This window comes from Saprospiraceae bacterium, from assembly GCA_016719615.1.
Taxonomy (GTDB): domain Bacteria; phylum Bacteroidota; class Bacteroidia; order Chitinophagales; family Saprospiraceae; genus Vicinibacter.
Window position 1 is genome coordinate 793816 of record JADJYQ010000001.1, and the last position, 16420, is coordinate 810235.

The 16420-nt window shown below is 37.0% G+C and carries 14 protein-coding genes; 9 read left to right on the forward strand and 5 right to left on the reverse strand.

Going from position 1 to position 16420, the window contains the following annotated elements:
* The first annotated feature begins 36 nt into the window (after positions 1 to 36).
* Complete coding sequence (locus tag IPM92_03230) at positions 37 to 498, forward strand: hypothetical protein (GenBank protein MBK9107404.1); 462 nt, start codon at positions 37 to 39, stop codon at positions 496 to 498.
* A 141-nt stretch (positions 499 to 639) separates the two neighbouring features.
* Here the strand turns inward: IPM92_03230 and IPM92_03235 are convergent, their stop codons facing one another.
* Both IPM92_03235 and IPM92_03240 read right to left on the reverse strand, forming a co-directional pair.
* Entirely contained in the window at positions 640 to 1296 is a 657-nt protein-coding gene (locus tag IPM92_03235) for a hypothetical protein (GenBank protein MBK9107405.1), read from the reverse strand.
* A gap of 11 nt (positions 1297 to 1307) precedes the next feature.
* Positions 1308 to 2186 carry a hypothetical protein gene (locus tag IPM92_03240; GenBank protein MBK9107406.1) on the reverse strand — a complete coding sequence of 293 codons (879 nt, stop codon included), beginning with the start codon at positions 2184 to 2186 and terminating at the stop codon, positions 1308 to 1310.
* A gap of 301 nt (positions 2187 to 2487) precedes the next feature.
* Between IPM92_03240 and IPM92_03245 the strand changes: the two genes are divergently transcribed.
* The 8 genes from IPM92_03245 (at position 2488) to IPM92_03280 (ending at position 12016) form a co-directional block, all read left to right on the forward strand.
* Positions 2488 to 5703 (forward strand): hypothetical protein, encoded by a 3216-nt coding sequence (locus IPM92_03245; protein MBK9107407.1) that lies wholly within the window; start codon positions 2488 to 2490, stop codon positions 5701 to 5703.
* A gap of 63 nt (positions 5704 to 5766) precedes the next feature.
* Positions 5767 to 6003, forward strand: coding sequence for a T9SS type A sorting domain-containing protein (locus tag IPM92_03250; protein ID MBK9107408.1), 237 nt, complete (start codon positions 5767 to 5769; stop codon positions 6001 to 6003).
* A gap of 36 nt (positions 6004 to 6039) precedes the next feature.
* Positions 6040 to 6768: a DUF3667 domain-containing protein gene (locus IPM92_03255; protein ID MBK9107409.1), complete on the forward strand. Its 729-nt coding sequence runs from the start codon at positions 6040 to 6042 to the stop codon at positions 6766 to 6768.
* A gap of 384 nt (positions 6769 to 7152) precedes the next feature.
* A complete protein-coding gene (locus IPM92_03260) occupies positions 7153 to 9255 on the forward strand; it encodes a S46 family peptidase (protein ID MBK9107410.1) in 2103 nt (700 codons plus the stop codon).
* Positions 9256 to 9877: 622 nt separating this feature from the next.
* Positions 9878 to 10036, forward strand: coding sequence for a hypothetical protein (locus IPM92_03265; protein MBK9107411.1), 159 nt, complete (start codon positions 9878 to 9880; stop codon positions 10034 to 10036).
* A gap of 558 nt (positions 10037 to 10594) precedes the next feature.
* A complete protein-coding gene (locus IPM92_03270) occupies positions 10595 to 11035 on the forward strand; it encodes a hypothetical protein (protein MBK9107412.1) in 441 nt (146 codons plus the stop codon).
* Between the two features lie 170 nt (positions 11036 to 11205).
* Positions 11206 to 11778, forward strand: a complete 573-nt coding sequence (locus tag IPM92_03275; protein ID MBK9107413.1) for a hypothetical protein — start codon at positions 11206 to 11208, stop codon at positions 11776 to 11778.
* A 40-nt stretch (positions 11779 to 11818) separates the two neighbouring features.
* On the forward strand, positions 11819 to 12016 hold the full coding sequence (locus tag IPM92_03280; protein ID MBK9107414.1) for a T9SS type A sorting domain-containing protein: 198 nt from the start codon (positions 11819 to 11821) through the stop codon (positions 12014 to 12016).
* Between the two features lie 75 nt (positions 12017 to 12091).
* Here IPM92_03280 and IPM92_03285 read toward each other — a convergent pair whose 3' ends face one another.
* The 3 genes from IPM92_03285 to accC are packed head-to-tail and all read right to left on the reverse strand — an operon-like array spanning position 12092 to position 16419.
* The gene (locus tag IPM92_03285) at positions 12092 to 13213 is read right to left on the reverse strand and encodes a T9SS type A sorting domain-containing protein (protein ID MBK9107415.1); all 1122 of its coding nucleotides are present in this window, start codon (positions 13211 to 13213) and stop codon (positions 12092 to 12094) included.
* A gap of 11 nt (positions 13214 to 13224) precedes the next feature.
* The gene (locus tag IPM92_03290; protein ID MBK9107416.1) at positions 13225 to 15027 is read right to left on the reverse strand and encodes an ABC transporter ATP-binding protein; all 1803 of its coding nucleotides are present in this window, start codon (positions 15025 to 15027) and stop codon (positions 13225 to 13227) included.
* Between the two features lie 45 nt (positions 15028 to 15072).
* On the reverse strand, positions 15073 to 16419 hold the full coding sequence (accC, locus tag IPM92_03295) for an acetyl-CoA carboxylase biotin carboxylase subunit (GenBank protein ID MBK9107417.1): 1347 nt from the start codon (positions 16417 to 16419) through the stop codon (positions 15073 to 15075).
* Position 16420 lies beyond the last annotated feature (1 nt).

Genomic DNA, 16420 nt, shown 5'->3' on the forward strand with positions numbered 1-16420 from the left:
GTTTTATGCTTAGTTTTACCATCAAAATAAATAAAAATGGAAGAATTGGTTTTGTCTCTACATTCCTGGTTGAGATGGGTCGTATTAGGCCTAGGAGTTTATGCTTTATATACGAATTACAGGGGCTGGAAATTCGGCTTGTTGTATGGCGGATTTTATAAAAAAATCAACACTTGGTTTATCGCTTCCCTGCATACGCAACTCGTGTTGGGATTGATCGTGTATTTTGGAACTTCAACGATGATGAAAGGCATACTTTCAGATTTTGGAGGATCCATGAAAATGGCAGAAACCCGCTTTTGGAGTGTTGAACATTTTATGGGTATGGTAATAGGTATAGCCATAGCTCAAATTGGCAGTATCAAAGCCAAAAAAGCATGCGATGGTGCATCTTCATTTAAAACTGCATTTATTTGGTTTTCAGTAGCACTGGCGATCATTCTTTTAATGATACCATTCGGGGTTTGGAATGTAGAAAGACCTTTGTTCAGAATATGATAATCTTGCTTGAAACAAACTCTAGATAATAGATTATAGAGCAAATAGAATAGACATTAAACAAAACTATTTATACTAGAGCTTCTTTTAATATAGAAAAAAGCTTTTAAGCTTTTAAGCTTTTCGCTTCAAGCTTTCATCTCATTCACATATCCGCTCACCCACCCCCAATGGCGCATAACGACAAACTTCATAAACAACGGTTAGTTCAAGTGTAAAATCTAAAGTAAAATGCATTCTTAAGCCTTTTGGCGCGGGGTCACCGGTCATGATAAATAACAAATCGTCTTGTTGGCTGGTTGACATGACATACCTTGTAAGTGCTTTATTTAATTCAGTAATGGCGCCACCATTGAGATATTCGTTCAACTTAACCGCATTATTAAATGGGCTTGCAGGAATATCGTATAATGGCAAGAAAGCGTTTTGCTCTTTTAGCATAACCAGCTGAAGAGTACTATCTCCTGAAACGATCAATAAATTCAAATACATGGCACCGGCAGTATTGTCATCAGCCCTGGAATAATTTACTTTGGCAGAAGTTACCTGTAGTGATAACAAGGTGTGTGGTTCATCCGGAATAGAAAGTCCTCTTCTGATATCAGCTGCGGTAAATTTATTGGCCAAAAGAAATACTTTGTCCTCATCAACGACATAATTGGCAACAAATGGCAGCTTTCTCGTTTCTGTGAAAATCTGATTTGCACAGGCTTCATCTCCTCCACCAAGATATTCTTCTAATCCGCAACAACTGCTGAAACCCAGATATAAAAGCCCTAAGAGAATAATATTTTTCATATAAATTTTTTTTAAAAATGTAAACTAATGCCAGCAGCTACTGTCAGACCTTCTGAATATTGAATGGAAGAATGTAGATTGATAATTGCCAATCGAATTGCGGCTGATAATTCAACTGCCATTGTTTTTGAATTGCTCAGCTGAATTTTATTCACTTTCGTTTCTCCATTTCTTGTATACTGATATTTTACATCTGTATTCGATGATTGAACAGCTCCTATGAGTTGAGCTGACCAAATTTTTCCTGATTTTCCGATGTGAACAGTAAATAAATGGGCGTCGTGAACAAGATAAGGTTCATCTTTAAACTGGTGATAAAAATAACCAACTGAAAGGTCTATCGGAATGCTTTTGAAATAAGGATTAATAGCATGTCGGAGACCCAAGCCAAGCATACTGACTTTTCCAAAATTATCATCGAGCTCAAATGCAAAATATCTGGCTGTAAATTCTGTATTAAAAATTCCGCCTACAGTTACTTGTGGAGTAGCCATGGGCATTCGCTTTAAATTATAACCTCCTGGAAATACATAAATAGTTCCATTTACACCATTTACATAAACTGGTTGAATGTTTCCAATGATCGTTGGAACTTCTGCTGTCTGGTGAGGGTCAAAATTAGGATCGGTAGAAGCCGTAAACGTCTTTTGTGCGGTAGATGGAAATGCTATTGAAGCCACCATGCCTATTCTGAAATATAAAGCGGTATCTATGGCCGACCATTCTCTGATGCCGGTGTTAAGCGCCGATGTGAATAAATCAGATAATGGTTGAATGTAACCGGACGAATTCTCATCGACATAAGCGTCAAATAAATCTTCGACAGCCTGGCCTGTTAAATTCAATCCGCTTAAACAAAACAGCATAAGGACTATTAATTTTTTGACCATAAAATTTGATTTTTTAGAGAATTATTCACCCGACTTATAAAATTAATACTATTTTATCATTTTTAATATTTTTTATGGATCTCCATATTTACCAGGCTATTAACTTAAAGGGATTCCTTGTATAGAAGACCCGGAATTGTTAAAAATGATAGGTTTAAAGACCATAAACTCTCATGAATAAGCCAAATTTCGAAAATGAAATTAAATGTTATAAAGCATTAGATAACAGGTACTTGCCTTTGAAAAAACGAGGACTTTAAAAAACTTATATTTTAGGTATTTTTGTTGAAAATTTAACAAAATGAAAATGCGCATTCTCATACTTATCATGATCCTCACTGGATTTTACGGAAACGCACAAGTAAGGGCATTGAGAGAGTATATCGAAGATGGCCACGATTATTATGAGATCTGTCGCAAAGCTGACAAAATGATTCGCAAGAACAAATTGGAAAACGAGGCGTATCGCGAAGGTGAATTCAGAAAAAATAAAAATAAAGATTTTCTGGACGACGATAAATTAAAATTCGAAAGATGGAAATGGTATTGGAGGGATAGGATCAATGCAGACGGAACTTTTCCGGATTTACTCCAGCAGTGGGAAGTTTACAATCGCGTATCCAATGAAACTGCTCCTATAAATTTAAGAAATATCCCGCAATGGAAACACGAGGGACCTCTGAAAAACACAGGCGGTTATTGGGGTATGGGAAGAACAACACATGTTAGTTTTCATCCAAGTCAGCCCAATACGTTTTTTGTAGCATCGCCCAATGGCGGGATTTGGAAAACGCTGGATGGTGGAAAAACCTATGCTTCCATTGCTGAAAATTTGCCTTACCAGCCGGTAGGAATCGTTCTTGTGAATCCTTCAAGTCCCAATACACTTTATGCGACTTTGGGCGAGAAAGAAGGGTGGTGGCAATACAGTATGGGTGTATATAAAACAACCAATGGTGGAACGACCTGGAGTCCAACTGCATTAAATTGGAAACTCACTGATAATAAAGTGATTTATGCTTTGCAAATGAATCCAATTAATCCGGCAATTCTTATCGCTGCAACAAGTGATGGCATTTATAAAACATTCAATGGCGGGAACACCTGGGCGCAAATTCGAACTGAAAATTTTTCAGATGTAGTTTATAAGCCGGGAGATACAAGCGTAGTTTATGCAGCGAGTAATGATTACTGGGGAAATTCGAATGTTTATAAATCAACCGACGGAGGAAATAGCTTTCAGCAGACCAGCGATTTTGGATTGCAAAAAGTGTTTTTAAAATTTGCTACTACTCTCGCAGACAGAGAATATCTGGGATTAAATATGAGTGTTGATGGTGGAAAAAAATTTTATTTATCAAAAAACAGTGCCGCATCCTTTGAATTCGTATCTGATATGCCTGAAAATTTGGTGCTTTATTTTTCTCAAAACAATAAGTCCATACTTTATTGTGGTTATGTCGTTATTTATAAATCAACAGACGGCGGTAAAAACTGGAATCAAATTACAGATTGGTGGGCCAGCGGCCGAGGATTGCCCGAAATTCATGCAGATCATCATTTCATTGGTCACCATCCCAACAATCGCGATGAATTGTATTTTGGTTGCGATGGAGGAGTTTATCGCTATCGCGAAAGCACAGAAAATTGGGATGAATTGGTAAATGGTCTTGCCATTACTCAGTTTTATAAAATGGCGATCTCTACAAGCATCCCGCCGGTACTCATTGGGGGCAGCCAGGATAATGGAGGCTGGGTCAGAAGGGCGAATGGAAGCTGGGGTAACACAAATGGAGGCGATGCCATGACTCAGATCATGGACCCAACCAACGCCAATATCGGGTATACTGAATATTGGGGTGGCAATGCAGTTTATCGCACGACCAATGGTTTTAATAGTTTAGATGACATCACTACAAATATTGGAGCATCGTTGCCAGGACAATGGGTAACGCCATTCGGACTGAATCCTAAAAATCCAAAAACATTCATCATCGGATACAATGATGTTTTCGTTTCTCACGATAGGGGAAATTCCTTTCGACAAATCAGCTCAAATCTTACAGGGCATGTAGATAATGATTTAAGGGAAGTGCGCATAAGTCCTGTTGATACGAATTTTATAGTGGCATCCAGAGGCAATATCATGTATGCATCTAAAGATTTTGGAAAAACCTGGAAAACTTCAAACCTGATTAGTAATCTCGAAATCACCGGCTTTGAATTTCATCCAAAAAATGCAAACAGGATGTGGTGCACCCGGGGAGCATATGGCGCCATCAAAGTAATGGAATCCAATAATCAGGGAACCTCCTGGATCAATATCACCAAAAATATGGTCAATACTCCGGTTTTGTGCATCAGTTATGACGAGGCTTCCAATACCTTGTTCATAGGTACTGATTTTGGCGTGTTCTATTCAGATGCAGATAATGTTGACTGGCAATATTACGGTGTTGGATTACCCCACACTTCGGTGACAGATATTGAATTACATCAGGGTCTGAGAAAAATGTATATCAGCACTTATGGAAGAGGATTTTATTCTATTGATCTTCCTGATTGTGCACCCGTTTCATTAAACCTATTTACGAGTGTTGACCAGTCAAGTTTTGAATTAAAGGATTCCATAAAAGTTTGCGCCGGAAGCACAATATTATTTAAAAGTCAGGATCAACTGACCGGCACCTTCAGATGGAGAGGTCCACGTCTGGATACAGTTATTGAAAATAATATTGAATTTAATGCCGGGATCTTTAATCATTTCAACCAAAACGGAAATTACATTTTAGAATATACTTCTCCAACGGGATGCATGCGCTTGGATACCGTTTACATAAGAGTGATTCCTAGACCCAATTTTAAGATCACTTCTAATTATACGCATTTGGATTGCCAACATTCATCCTTACTTTTAGAACCGGGCATGGTTAAAGACACGCTCCTTTTTGATTATGTTTGGAAGACTCCTTCAAATAATGTTATTCCGGATTATAATTTGGAAACTCAGGAGGGGGGTAGGTTTATTTTAACGATTTTAAATAAATCTGCCAATTGTCCTTTTTCAGATACCATCATCATTGAGAAATTTGAAGATCCCAATCTGGATTCTTTCCGGCAGCTCAATAATTTATGTAATGGAGATCAGTCTGGTTTCATCGAAGTAAGACTGTCTAAAGGAAGGCTGCCTTTTGTTTACAATTGGTCAAATGGAAGCGATAAAGCGATCAATTCTTCTCTGCCGGCAGGCCTGTATACTTTACAGGTATCTGATGCCAACAAATGCAGCTTTTTAAAACAGTTTGTAATAACAGAGCCCGACAGCTTTAATGTAGTTTCAGACATCAGGCACAGTACAGGGACTGATGGTTATATTCATATCAATGTAAAAGGGAATACGCCTCCTTACATGTTTGAGTGGTATAAAGACGGTATTTTGATAGCTACAGAAGAAGATATAGATCAATTGGTACCGGGGAGTTACACTTTAAAATTAAAAGATGCTAACAATTGTTAGGTTGAATGGAATAATCTGGAAGTTAAAGAACTCACCAATACTGAAATAGTCGGCAATGAATTTTTGGAAATCTATCCTAATCCTTTTTCTGACAGACTTATCATCAAATCCAAAGCAGAACCCATCTATAAATTAAAAATTCAATTGTTTGAATTGGGTGGCAAAGAAATATTAATCAGAGATCAAAGGCAATTTGGACAGCAGCTTGAATTGAAGTTAAATCATTTGCAAAAGGGCAGTTATATTTTGAAATGTAGCAATGGAAGCAAAGTATTCGAATATAAAATAAATCGAATATAGGGATGCCATTTTTTGGAATAATTGTGATTCAAGCATATGGAGAAGATTGATAATTGTCCAAAGTGCGGATCTGAACTTCAAGGACCATTTTGCAGTCAGTGCGGACGACCTGCCCGATCCAGAGCTATTCAGTTTGGTTCCTTTTTTAATGTCGTTTTTGAGTATTTAACGAATTGGGAACGGAAATTATTTACAACGATTAAAGAGCTGTTTCGAAGACCCGGGTTAGTGATTCAAAGCTTCATAGAAAAGGATAGAGAACAGTTTTATCACCCCATAAAGTTTTTACTTTTTTGGGCTTCGATCAATTTTTTAATCTCGCAGTGGTTAGGAGTAAGTGCGTTTAGTCCGAATGAAAGTCAGAATGAATTTGAGCAGAGAATTTCAAAGATATTTGAAGAGTATGGTTCGTTTTTGTGGATTTTGTGTTTGCCGTTTACAGCATTGGGTAACTATATCATTTGGCGTTCCAAAGACCCTAAATTTGTACATCATAGCATTTTTGCTGCTTATCTTATTGGAATGAATTTGCTCATCAGTATTCCGCTGTTTTTTCTTAAAAGATATATTCCGGATCCAATATGGTTGCAAAAAATATTACCCCCTTTGTTGACTTTATGTATGTGCACTTATTTTGTTTATAACTGGTCAAAAAGGAATTGGCTAATCGCTTTATTAGCAGGTATACTTATATTTTTCTTTACATTTATAGGGATGTTTTTCTATTTTATGTTGGCTTATATCTTAGTAAGTTTAAGTATTTAGTCAGCCGGAATTTAGATTTGACGAATTAGCAAAATATTTGTTTTTTATTATTGTAAAATTTATAAGAAATCTTTGGATGAGCTGAAACCATCTTTCCTTTTGGCGATCAATTCAATTTTAAGTCAAATTTAGCTAACTCATGGACCCAGAAATTTGGTTCTCAAATCAAGATATATTTATAATCTAAAAGCCATGAAAATCTCAAGCTTAATAAACTAATAGAAGCTAAGTGTGTGTTTCTTATTGAATAAAAATGATCTGTGTATCTTTGTAAGTACTTCAATTTTATTTTGCATTAAATACTATTATCAAATGTTAAAAAAAACCTTGTCCATTTGTTTTGTATTCATTCTTTTTTCAAATGCTCTTTTCTGCGGAGAAGGCATGTGGTTGCCCTTGTTTCTGAAAGCCTTGAACGAAAAGGAAATGAAATCAATGGGAATGAAAATATCGGCAGAAGATATTTACAGCGTCAACAAAGGTTCATTGAAGGATGCCATTGTTCATTTCGGCGGTGGTTGCACGTCTGAGATCATTTCCAATCAGGGTCTTTTACTCACGAATCACCATTGTGGCTATGGTTATATTCAGTCCTTTACGAGTTTGGAAAATAATTACATAAGGGATGGGTTTTGGGCTAAAAACCATAAAGAAGAATTGCCCTGCAAAGGACTGACCGCAACCATCATTGTGCGCATTGACGATGTTACGGGCCAGATTTTAAAAGAGGTTGATCCATTATGGGATGAGAATCGACGCAGAAATAAGATTGATGCGAATATTGAGAAACTAAAGCTACTCATTGAAAAGAGAAAAGATCAGGACGTATTCATTAGAGGATTTTATAACAACAATCAATTTTTTGCATTTGTAACAGATAACTATAAGGATGTCAGGATGGTGGGAGCGCCACCTGAATCTATTGGAAAATTTGGTGCCGATACTGACAACTGGGTATGGCCACGGCATACAGGTGATTTTGCACTCTTCCGCATTTATGCGGACGCCGATAATAGGCCGGCAGCTTATTCATCTGACAATAAACCATATGTGCCCAAACATTTTCTCCCGGTTTCCATTGCAGGTGTGCAGGATGGTGATTTTACAATGGTGTTCGGTTTTCCGGGAAGAACCAATGAATATTTAACTAAAGAAGGTGTTCGACAACAAATAGAAGTATTAAATCCCGTGCGCATTTCTCTTCGCGACAAGACCCTTAAAATCATGGATAAGCATATGAGAGCTGATGCTCAAGCCAAAATCCAGTATTCATCTAAATATGCTGGAATAGCAAATGCCTGGAAAAAATGGATCGGTGAGAATTTGGGTATTCGCGTTAGTAAAGGTTTAGACAAAAAGGATAAAGAGGACAAAACTTTTCAAATAGCTGTAGATGCAAAACCTGAATTTAAAATGCACCGCTCATTGATCTCGGATTTGGATTTTAGATACAAAAGACTTGAGCCGTTTGCTTATGCAAGAGAATACTACTTAGAAACCTTTTACAGAAATATTGATTTGGTAACTTATTATCGCCTGATGGCGGGATTGATCGATACCTATGAGGGTAGGGGAGAAGAAATTTTTAATACACGCAAACAAGCTATCCTCGATAATATAGAAGGTCATTTTAAAGACTTTGATGCAAAAATTGATCGGGAAATATTTTCCAGTCTGCTTGAACAATTCCACAAAGAAATGAATCCCGCATTTGTATTTTCATATCTAAAGGAAGGATTAAATCGCCATCAAAACGATTATGTAAAGTTTACAACAGAGCTTTATCATTCCAGTAAATTTACACAAAAAGAATCTTTGGCGGAATTGATGCGACTGCCTTACAAAGAATGGATCATCCAGGTGAAACGAGATTCTTTGTGGAAGTTTTACGATGAAATGAAATTTTATTTAGACAATGATTTATACAAATTATGCGGAGAACTGGAAGATCAAATTGCAGAGTTGCGTCGCAAACACATGGCTGCATTGTTACAGGTTTTTCCGGAACGTCGATTTTATCCTGATGCCAATTCTACCTTGCGGGTAACTTATGGCAATGTGGAAGGCTACCAACCCAAAGATGCAGTGATGTATAAGAGTCAAACATATCTGGATGGTGTTTTGGAAAAATATATCCCTGGCGATTACGAATTCGATGTGCCCAAAAAATTGCAACAATTATACCGCGATAAAGACTATGGAATCTACGGCGAAAATGGTAAGATGCCGCTTGCCTTCATCGGGAGCAATCACACCACCGGCGGAAATTCAGGAAGTCCTGCCATCGATGCACATGGCAACCTCATCGGATTAAATTTTGACCGCGTTTGGGAAGGTACGATGAGCGATATCAATTACGACCGGAGTATATGTCGCAACATCATGGTAGATGCCCGGTATATCCTTTTTATTATCGACAAATTCGCCGGCGCCAAATGGCTGGTCGACGAAATGAAATTGGTAAAACCGAAGAAGAGGAGGAAGTAGTTCTGAATTTTCGTTGACATTAGATGCAATGTTATGGAAAAGGAATTGTAAGGACCAGTTCGATAAATGATTTCTATAATAATTTGGAGCATCAATTGGATAATGATGGCATTGTCATCGTACAATTGAACTAATACAATTTCTGTTCAATAAAAATCCGAAAATCTAGACTCACCTAGCGCTGTACGCCACCCTCTTTTTTTGTTGGCACAAAAAAGAGGGAAGCCTACTGTGGTATCCCCTCTTTGATCTTGCCAAAGATCAGAGAGGGGTGGCGCAAAGCGCCGGGGTGAGTCGGCGAACCCGCTACCGAACCCCAAACTCAAAATTAAAAAACGCAAACCCCCAATATTAGTAACATACCCAAAATAAATCCGTTTTCCCAAACCTGTTCCCAATAGACGCTAGGAAGCACTTTTAAAAACATGAGAACCCGCAAACTAAATGTTATACTAATAGCCAGAAAACTTCTTCGTATAATGCCAGATTCAGATAGAGAATTTTGACATCATCTTCGAAACATAAAATTTAAATATTTATAATTCCTTCCGCAGCATCTTATCATTCATGGAATTTTGAATGCCTATCCACAATTTTTGTTGCAGATTTTTATTGTGATGAAATGATATTGGTGTGTGAGCCTGATGTGCCCATTCATGAAAAATTAATAAGAATTTATGTCGTGCGAAATCGGATGGTGGAAAGCATAGTATTGAAGATTCTTGGATTTAAAAATAAGGAAATTGTGCATCAAAAAGAGCAGGAATATTTAACCATCTAGGTTATATTAGTAATCATATGCTTTTAATGTAAAATAAATTCAGATGCTTAAAATGAAGATATGCTGAGTTTGATTCAGGAACTTGATTTAGTTAAAATTATGTTAAAATAACGTTCATTTTATGTTCCATATATATATATATATATTGCAACCGATGCGGTAGATTTAAGCATTCTCGTCTCTGAGTCAAGAAGATTGGCGATTAATTAACCATCAAAACCCATAAACATGGAGAACATTGATCTTATGCCACCCGACTGGATTTGACCGGATGATTTTTCTGAAACTGAAAGATTTATTTTGAAAAAAATATTGCAAATCAGTGATTTTCATGGAATAATTCGGTCTAATAAAACAATCCTAATCTTACTATTTCTAAATCAGATAGTATTGAGTTTTTTTAAGAAATTTATTTACTGATGTCGTAGCATGAGATATTGGTTCTCTTGCATAGTTCCAAGATTATGCCATAAAACATCAACGGTGTGTACTGCCGGTCAGTCAAAATAATAATTTATGATGAAAATGTCAAATAATAAAATATCAAAGTTGATTTGGATGCTAATCCTAATTTTTGTATCGTGTGATTCTGAAAATTTATTTCAAGAACCTAATAATACAAATCAAAAATTGCAAAAACGATGGAAAATTTATCATGTTGAATGGGATGAATGGGGTAGAAAAAGTAGAAATTGTGGAAGTTGGGGCTTATGCAATTTTAGGGATTGTTGGTTTTGCGATCCTCAACCACTTGTAGGTGATCTAAACTTGAATGATACGACAGGTATTGGAATTTTAACTATTGAATTAAATTCAGCTTATAATGGTCAAGATTCTGCTATTATCAACCAATGGAATTTGTATGTTGATGAAGACATCATTAATCCAACATTAATAATCCAGGAATTTGATACAATTAAAATGAAAGCTGGGGTTTATCAATTCTTATCCAATATTGGATCTCAAGGTGGGTATACTGTAGATATTCTGTGTTATTGAATCATTGTGTATTTTTTAATTTGTTTATAAAATAAGAGCCTTGTATTTATATTCAGGGCTCTATTTTTCAATTTGATTCGGGATTTAATGGATATTATCCTTAATTAAATTGTTCGTAAATTAATAGGTTGTAACTTTAGGTGAAAATATAAGAGATTGACATTAATTCCATGAAGTTCAAATTACCACATCAATTTACATTTTTGTATTTCTTTTGTATGGTCAGTAGCTTTAATTGCCAAATAAAGGGTTCATTAAAAGGACTGACATCTAATCGGATGGAACTAAATAAGTTTAAAATAAATATTATTGATTCCAATCATTATCAATGTGAGAGCTCGGTAACAAAAAAGAATAAAATATTTATTGTAAACGGAATTGATATTAAATATTGCATATCAAAATTAACAAAGGTATTGGTATATATCTGGCGGCCCAATTGCAAAAGTAAATCTTGCATTGAACTTGAATTGTTGCAATCATTCTGCGATAAGTATACCATTGAATTGTTTATTGTTGCTGAGTATTTTGATTATACTAAAATGAATAAGCAGTATTTAATCGAGAGACCTATTTTCGGAATAGACACTTATTATTATAAAACTGATTTTACAAAAAAGTATTTGACCGGATTTTTGAGGGATTTAATTCATAGAGACTTTACTTATAAAGAATCACAATTTTATTATTTTGAGAATGCTTACTTTATTAAAGAAATGTCGCAACTAGAGGAACTAAACTAGTATTTGTTTAGGCGATACGTTTAGGTCAATGTCTGGTCAGATGACTATAGAATTTAAGGGCTCAGATTCTCGGCAAAGTTTTGAAATCTTCAATCATTCGGGTTGTTTGCAAGAAAGAATTTTAAGCAATGGAGTGACTAAGTTAACAATCGATGTTGCTGATGTAATTCCGGGTATTTATTTTCTAAATGTCAATACCAAACAAGGAAGTCTTGTTTGGAAATTTGTAAAAATTTGAGAACTGATTTGTGATAAATGTAAGATCAAATAAACCTCGTATCCATCAACAGTTTTTCCGTCTAGTTCCTTAACTCTATTTTTTTACAAACGACTGTTCATAAATAGGATTTGATGTTTTCTTTTGATAAACACGAAGGAAATATATGCCGGATTCTATATCTGTTAAATTTATAAAATCTGTTGTTGCCAAAATGCGTTTAACCATTTTACCTTTCAGGTCTACAATTTCATAATGCGAATACTGATAATGCTTATTTGGCATTTCAATGGTGAGGTAGTCGGAAGTTGGGTTGGGATAAACCTTAAGAGCTCCTTTTATTTTTAAATTTGAAACATCTGTATACGTTTTATCATCCGGTTTATAGCTGATCGTTAGAATATTGCCTAGCGTATCCACATTGACTTGTGCAACAACACCTTTCGTCTCATTACTTACAAATGCATATGAAGTATTATTGATGTTTCCAAAGAGGCCGCCAAAAATTCCTGATGCCAATGCAGTAACATCGACCCAACCCAGTATAGCTACTTTCGCTTCGATTTTAGTTGATCCCGTAGTCGTTCTTTTTTCGCGGAGTACATTCCAGTTTTTAGCCGGCAACTTGAGTTCTCCCCAGGCATCCGCTATCTTTTGAAATCGTTGGCTGAAAATAATTCTAAAAGAATCAGGTCTCAGAGGCAATGAATTTAAAAGGCTGTCAGGAAGTATCGAAGAAGGAAGTGTGACCGTATTAGAAGTGACATACATCAATTCATCCAGATATGCTTCCGGAAATTTTTGGATAACTACAGGTTTAGGAAATACATTGGCTCCACCAACTCCCGGCAATGGTCCGCCGCCTAAAGTTGCTGTTCCCAACAACTCAATCCGGTCTGCATAAAATTTAAAATACTGTTCGTTGATTCCTTGTATCAAAACTGCATCTGCAGATGGAAAACGAGCAGCTTGATTGCCAGCTGAGGCGGGCCTGTATACTTCGGATCTGCTGGCTGTAATTTTTAGATTTCTAAAATCCCACTCCTGGTTTGGTCCCGGTGTGCCATAACTGATTCCAACAGTTGTTGAATCCAGTGCAAAATAAAGTGAATCGCCAACCGATGGCTGGATTTTGTTGGTAAGTACCGTTTGAGCTTGCAGAATTACAAAGCTCATGCAGCAAATGGACAAAATTGATTTTGTAAAAAATTTATGCATTTTGTGTTATTTTAAGATTCAAATGATTGTAAAGATACAAATCGACTGTATTCTCCATTTAATTTTAACAGTTCTTCATGATTGCCTTTTTCTATGATCCTGCCTTCTTTCAAAACGATGATGAGATCCGCATTTTTTATAGTCGATAAGCGGTGCGCAATAATGACTGCTGTCCTGCCTTTTAAGACGTCTACCATGGCCTCCTGGATCATTTTTTCGGAGTTGGAATCCAAAGCAGATGTGGCTTCATCTAATATCAGGAGTTGCGGATTTCTGAGCACCGCCCGGGCAATAGTGATCCGTTGACGTTGCCCGCCAGATAATTTTAATCCCCGGTCACCAATATTGTAGTCCAATCTTTCCGTTTGTTCATTTACAAAGCCTTCAGCGTGTGCGGTTTTTAAACTTTCCTGAATCTGTTCATCTCCAAATTCATTCCTCCCAAAGCGTATATTGTTGCGGATGCTGTCATTAAATAAAATGGCTTCCTGACTTACCATGCCCATCATCTTCCGCAAATCATTTAATTTGATCTTGCGAATGTCGGTGCCGTCAATGAGAATGCGGCCTTGGGTCACATCATAAAATCGGGCTAACAAATCAACCAGCGTGGTTTTTCCGGAACCGCTCGCTCCAACCAATGCGATGGTTTTTCCTTTCTCTATGACGAGTTCAATGTCTTTCAATGCTTCCAAAGACTGGTTCGGATAACTAAAACTTACATTTTCAAAGCGAATCTCTTTTTCAATTTGAATTTTAGAAACGGAAAATTCAGAATCATGTATTTGCTCCTCTGATTCCAAAACATCAAAAATCCGGTCTACGGCTGCGAGCCCTTTTTGAATATTAAAGTAAGCTGAAGATAATGCTTTAGAAGGTTCTATCACATTAAAAAAGGCATACAGAAATGCGATGAAAACAGAACCTGAGAGTTGGTCTTTAAAAACGAGTTCTGCTCCATACCACATTAAACAACAAACAACACTTACACCCAAAAATTCTGAAAGCGGAGATGATAAATCTCTCCGCCGGTGCATGCGAATCAACAAATTCTTATACGATTGAAGTATCGTTGAAAATCGGTTTTTTACATAATGTTCGGCAGTAAATGATTTAATGACTCTTAAGCCTCCTAAGCTTTCTTCCTGAACGGAAATAAGATCGCCCATTTTTTGCTGAGCTATTCCGGATTGTTTTTTTAAGTTGCGCGATATGCCTCCAATCACCAATGATGTAAACATCATTAATACAAGGACAAACAAAGTGAGGTCGGGACTGGTATAAATCATGATACCAACACTTCCAATAATAAGTAATGGTTCTTTGACCAAGGCTTCAAGCATGGACAAAATACTGTATTCCACTTCTTGTACATCAGTGGTCATTCTCGAAATTAAATCACCTTTTTTTTCATTTGAAAAATAGGAAAGCGGCAATCGCATCCATTTGTCAAACAATCTTTGTCGCAGGATGGCAGAAATCCCAACTCTGACCGGGATCATCGTATAAATAGCAAGGTAACGAAAAAAGTTTTTTAATAAAAAGATGAGCGCAAGTCCTCCGCAAATGAGCATGATGGCTTGTGATCTGTCCATACTATTGATCCATTCTGCAAAATGAAATTTTATGGCATTCATGGCATCGCTCAAATTCTGAATTTGAGAGGGTTTTGTTTGAACAGGTATTTGTTTTTGAAACAACATTTCCAACAATGGAATAATAGCAGGAATGCTGAGTATCGTAAAAAAGGTAGATAGGATGTAAAAGAAAAAATGTAATAAAACCCTGTAGCGGAATTGGGCTACGAGGCGCATCAGTTTTGTAAAAGCTTTCACTCGTGTTTATCGTAAAGTAGCGAGCTACTTGGGTGGCTCTAGTTTAAATGTATTTAGAAATCCGGTATGGAAGTTGCCTTCGCGAAAATCTTTATTCTTCATCAATTGCTGATGAAATGGAATCGTCGTTTTAATTCCTTCGATGATAAATTCATCTAAAGATCTTTCCAGTTTAGTGATACACTCTTCACGTGTCTGAGCTTTGCAAATCAATTTTGCAATCATAGAATCGTAATAAGGTGGAACGGTGTATCCGGAGTACACATGAGTATCAACTCTGACTCCATGTCCCTTGGAAGTATGCAGGGAAGTAATCTTTCCGGGATTTGGTCTGAAATCGTTGAACGGATCTTCAGCATTGATTCTTACTTCAATAGCATGCATGGATGGAAAATAATTTTTACCCGTAATGGGCAAGCCTGCAGCTACTTTTATTTGCTCTTTAATGAGATCGTGATCGATGACTTCTTCCGTTACGGGATGTTCTACTTGAATCCGGGTATTCATTTCCATAAAATAGAAATTCCGGTATTTGTCTACCAAAAATTCAACAGTACCTACACCTTCGTAATCTATCGATTTGCCGGCTTTGATAGCCGCTTCACCCATCGCTTCCCGCAGTTCAGAAGTCATAAATGGCGAAGGACTTTCTTCTACTAATTTTTGATGTCTTCTTTGGATCGAACAATCTCTTTCTGAAAGGTGAACAACGCGACCATGCTGATCGCCAATAATCTGGAATTCAATATGACGTGGTTCTTCAATGAATTTTTCAATATAAATCCCGTCATTTGAAAATGCGGCTTTTGCTTCCTGACGGGCAATGCTCCACATGTCCTCAAATTCTTCCTCTTTCGTTACAATGCGCATCCCTCGTCCGCCGCCTCCGGCAGTGGCTTTTAAGATGACCGGGTAGCCGATATCTTTTGCTATTTTCTTACCTTGCTTGAGGTCTTTTAATAGCCCATCAGACCCAGGCACTACGGGTACCTGAGCTTTGATCATCGTATCCTTGGCCGTAATTTTATCGCCCATTTTTCGGATTTGATCCGGGGAGGGGCCTATAAACTTAATTCCGTATTGCGAACAAATTTCAGCAAACTCTGCATTCTCTGCCAAAAAACCATAACCTGGATGTATAGCGTCTGCATTTGTAATTTCCACAGCTGCCATAATCTTCGGAATGTTCAAATACGATTGGGAAGAAGCGGGTGGACCAATACAGACGGCTTCATCTGCAAATCGCACATGCAGGCTTTCCCTGTCAGCAGTTGAATAAATCGCAACTGTTTTGATGCCCATCTCCCGAGCAGTGCGAATGATGCGCAAGGCAATTTCACCGCGATTGGCTATGAGTATTTTATTAAACATG